This window comes from Rhodopseudomonas sp. BR0C11, from assembly GCF_010820945.1.
GTDB lineage: Bacteria > Pseudomonadota > Alphaproteobacteria > Rhizobiales > Xanthobacteraceae > Rhodopseudomonas > Rhodopseudomonas palustris_H.
Map to the genome: position 1 here is coordinate 1 of NZ_QTKI01000509.1, position 3,046 is coordinate 3,046.

Annotated in this window: 2 protein-coding genes and 1 pseudogene; all 3 read right to left on the minus strand. The window is 64.4% G+C overall.

Going from position 1 to position 3,046, the window contains the following annotated elements; translation table 11 throughout:
* Positions 1–301, minus strand: a pseudogene (locus DYI24_RS24260) (GNAT family N-acetyltransferase); the annotation flags it as partial.
* Between the two features lie 175 nt (positions 302–476).
* The gene (locus DYI24_RS24265) at positions 477–1,745 is read right to left on the minus strand and encodes a flavin monoamine oxidase family protein (RefSeq protein WP_164574139.1); all 1,269 of its coding nucleotides are present in this window, start codon (positions 1,743–1,745) and stop codon (positions 477–479) included.
* A 223-nt stretch (positions 1,746–1,968) separates the two neighbouring features.
* Positions 1,969–3,046 (minus strand): large ribosomal subunit assembly factor BipA (locus tag DYI24_RS24270; RefSeq protein ID WP_502706373.1); only part of this gene is annotated, 1,078 nt, incomplete at its 5' end.

Genomic DNA, 3,046 nt, shown 5'->3' on the forward strand with positions numbered 1-3,046 from the left:
GGAACTCGGGGCGCAGATAAAGCTCGTAGATCTCGCCTTCGAACTGCAGGCTGCGGGCGCGGTTACGACCGTAATTGGCGTAGCCGGCAATCTTGTCGCCGAAGCACAGCACGCTGATTCGGCTGCCCTTACGGATCGCCGAGTCCCACCAGGTCGGACCGCGGCGGTTGATCAGCTTTTCCAGCTCCGCACCCGGGATGATGCCCTGATACGCGGAACGCCAGGCTTCGTCATGGGTGGCCGCGACCGCGGACGCATCCGCTGCCCTTGCCGCTCGTACCTCGATCAGGGTCGTGCTCATGACGGTGATCAAAGCAAGTCGCGGGGCCGGCTTCAAGCTCCAACGTTAATTATCGGTTAACGTGTGGATTTTCTGCACCAGACGCGGCCCGCGCTGTGCCGGAATCGGACAACTCACAGGAAGACTTGCGTATTTCCGCGCCGATTTGCGGCAGTCGCGACACTTTAGGTGGAAGTTAGTTCGCTGCGAAACCTGCACCGCTGCGACAATCGATCGCTTGTCGCGCTGCACGCTCGCCCGAATCACGCGCGCCATGGGCAGTCGAGAAGAACTGCGGCGAGGTCGCCTCCCCGGCAAAGAACAGCCGGCCATCGACCGGCGCCGCCAAGACGCCGCGGGCATCGGCATGGCCGGGCAGCGCGTGCGAATAGGCGCCGCGCGCGAACGGATCATGGGCCCAGCGCGATTCCGCCAGCGGCGACAGCTTGCGCCGAATGTCGTTGCCGAGCAGATCGGCGATCTCGTCGATCGCCTGCGCGGCGAACGCCCCCTCGCCGGCGTCTTCCAGCTCGCGCGCGTAGCGGCCGCCGAAGAAGCCCTCGATACAATCATGGCCGAACGGGCGCAGGTGATACGTCCCCATCGCGCTCCGCATCGTGGCAGCGCGTAAGTTGCCGTCGGCGGGAAAGCCGTTCGGATCGGACAGCTTCAACATCACCTTGTCGTCGACGCCGAGCGGCAGATGGCGCGCGGCCTCGACCTTGCCGGGCAACGCCGGCGCAAACCGGATGGCCTCGTCGGCGATCAGATTGGTCGGCACCGTGATGATGACCTGATTGGCACTGAGCGTGCCGAGCGAGGTCTTGATTTTGATCTGCCGCTCGGAGTGATCAATCAGCTCGACCACACAGTTCAGCGCAACCGGACATGGCGCACCGTAGGCCGCAATCAGCGTGCCGTAACCTTCGCGAACCCGCCAATTGATGCCGGTGTCGCGATAGGATTCGAGATCGTGCACCGAAATGCGATCAAGCTCGGCGCCGTTGACGTAAGTCGACACCGCATCGATCATCGGATTCCAGCGGTTGCCCGGCTCGAGCAAGGTCGCTGCAGCCACATCGGTTTTGTGTTTCGCCGCGCGCCAGACCCGCTCGTAGAACGCGTCGAGCGCCTTGCCGAAGGCGGCGCGGTCGCGCTTGGGAAACACATCGCCGAAGCTCGCCTCGCCCCACGGCGGGTGCGTCTTGTCGATGCCGATGCCGAGCTGCTCGGCGATGCCGACGAACGAATTCTCGTCGGCCGAATGCAGCCAGCCGCAGCCGACGTCGAACGCGATCTCCGGCGTCACCATCCGGGTCCAGGCCCGGCCGCCGATCCGATTCCGCGCTTCCAGCAAGATCACCGACAGACCGGTTCTTTCCAGCGTCCGCGCCGCACCGAGGCCGGACGCACCGGCGCCGATGATCGCGATGTCGACCGAGGACGGAAAGCTGGATGACGGCATGCGCGATCCTACCACGGCGCTGACGGCGGTTCGATGTCAGGGGCCTTGAAACGACGATGCCCGGCACGAAGGCCGGGCATCGAGTATCGAAACGGCGTCAAGTTCCAGCGTTCGGATCGATCACCGACCTCTCACCGTCATTGCGAGGAGCAAAGCGACGAAGCAATCCAGCACCGTGCAGGGGGCTGGATTGCTTCGCTTCGCTCGCAATGACGAACGGAGATCAGGCGACCGCCTGCTTGCTCTTCTCGGCGCGCTTGCGCTCGTTCGGGTCGAGCAGGCGCTTGCGCAGCCGGATCGACTTCGGGGTGATCTCGACCAGCTCGTCGTCTTCGATATAGGCCAGCGCCTTTTCCAGCGTCATCCGGATCGGCGGCGTCAGGCGCACCGCTTCGTCCTTCGAGGTGGTGCGGATGTTGGTGAGCTGCTTGCCCTTGAGGACGTTGATCTCGAGATCGTTGTCGCGGGTGTGCTCACCGACGATCATGCCCTTGTAGACCTTCCGGCCCGGCTCGATCATCATCGGGCCGCGATCTTCCAGCTTGAACATCGCGTAGGCGACCGCTTCACCCTGATCGTTGGAGATCAGCACGCCGTTGCGGCGGCCCTGGATCTCGCCGCGATACGGCAGGTAGTTGTGGAACAGCCGGTTCATGATGGCCGTGCCCTTGGTGTCGGTCATCAGTTCGCCCTGGTAACCGATCAGGCCGCGGGTCGGCGCGTAGAACACCAGCCGCAGACGATTGCCGCCCGAGGGCCGCATCTCGATCATCTCGGCCTTGCGTTCGCTCATCTTCTGCACGACGACGCCGGAGAACTCCTCGTCAACGTCGATCACGACTTCCTCGACCGGCTCGAGCAGCTGGCCGTTCTCGTCGCGGGTCAGCACGACGCGCGGACGCGACACGCTGAGTTCGAAACCTTCACGGCGCATGTTCTCGATCAGGATCGCGAGCTGCAATTCGCCGCGGCCCGACACTTCCATCGCGTCCTTGTCGGCGGATTCGACCACGCGCAGCGCGACGTTGCCTTCGGCCTCGCGGAGCAGGCGGTCGCGGATCAGGCGGCTCGTGACCTTGTCACCTTCGGTGCCGGCGAGCGGCGAGTTGTTGACGATGAACGACATCGACACGGTCGGCGGATCGATCGCCTGCGCCTGGATCGGAGTATCCACGGCCGGATCGCAGAAGGTGTCGGCGACGGTGCCCTTGGTCAGGCCGGCGATCGCCACGATGTCACCGGCTTCGGCGATATCGAGCGGCACACGCTCGATATCGCCGAAGCCGGTGACATCGTGGCGA

What these genes read in the sequence shown, in the direction of transcription:
- DYI24_RS24265 (WP_164574139.1), bottom strand. Translation starts at nt 1,745, where the DNA reads ATGCCGTCATCCAGCTTTCCGTCCTCGGTCGACATCGCGATCATCGGC.